We start from the raw sequence: 901 nt of genomic DNA, 5'->3' as shown, positions 1-901 counted from the left end.
AGCCCTGTAACCAGCCTGCATCGTCTATCCTCCGGATCCATTGCATCTTAACAGTGCCGCTTCCCACCACCCAGCACCGCCGGGAAGTTATTTCTCACTCGTTCCTAAGGTGCCGTGTCCGGACCTGCCAAAGACCCAAACCGGATAATCGCCCGAGCGAAGAGTTGTTCCTCGGTGGTTAGCGTTTACCCTGACTCCAATCTTTTCACCCAGTGAAGTTCGTCGTCAGGCGGACCTGACGGTATTTGCAACGTGGGCACATTGCCCGGAAACTGGGCGGATCAAGGAGCAGCGGCAGTAGGATGCGCGGATTCGATGGATTGAACGTCGCAAAGAGCAGAGATTTTTTTGGTTGGCGATCACGGCTACGGACGCGTGAACAGACCGGTCGGGGCCAGTCCGCGATCGGTAATCAAAAAAATGTTTGTGCTAAACCGCTCCACCGACGCTGGCGTCTATGGGCATTGAATGATCGTCGCGGTAATTGGCGATACCCGGCGTACGGGTGGCGCAGGCCGCTGGCGGGGCCCGTCGCGCGAAGACAGCGGAATTGCCAGCGTCGGTGGGCAGGGAATGCGGAGATTCGCGGGATTGTGTTGTGCCAGGGAACCGGAAGCACGAGTCCGGTCGCGTTGGCCGCATCGGGGATGGCCAACGTGCTCGAGGGTGGTATGGGTGCCGGTCAGTGCACATGGGTCGGGTCGGGCGGCGCCCGCGGCAGGATGCCAGGCGTGTCGTCACGGAGCGCGCCTTCGATGCGGACCATGTGGCCTTTGCCGCACATGGGGCACTCGCGCAGTGATTTGCCGGTGAGCCGCAGGTAACGGTCACGGTAGTCTTCGCCGGGGGCGGGTGACGCCGCGGCGGGTGGCTCGACGCCGAGCAACCGCCGGCAGGTGGC

The 901-nt window shown here is 62.3% G+C and carries 1 pseudogene; it reads right to left on the bottom strand.

The window, feature by feature from the left end:
- Positions 1 to 682: 682 nt before the first annotated feature.
- Positions 683 to 901: pseudogene (locus tag AWB78_RS42815) on the bottom strand (IS91 family transposase); the annotation flags it as partial.

The organism is Caballeronia calidae, assembly GCF_900044055.2.
Classification (GTDB): Bacteria; Pseudomonadota; Gammaproteobacteria; order Burkholderiales; family Burkholderiaceae; genus Caballeronia; species Caballeronia calidae.
Note: the sequence above shows the minus strand (reverse complement) of the source record. Positions and strands in the feature narration are given on the sequence as shown.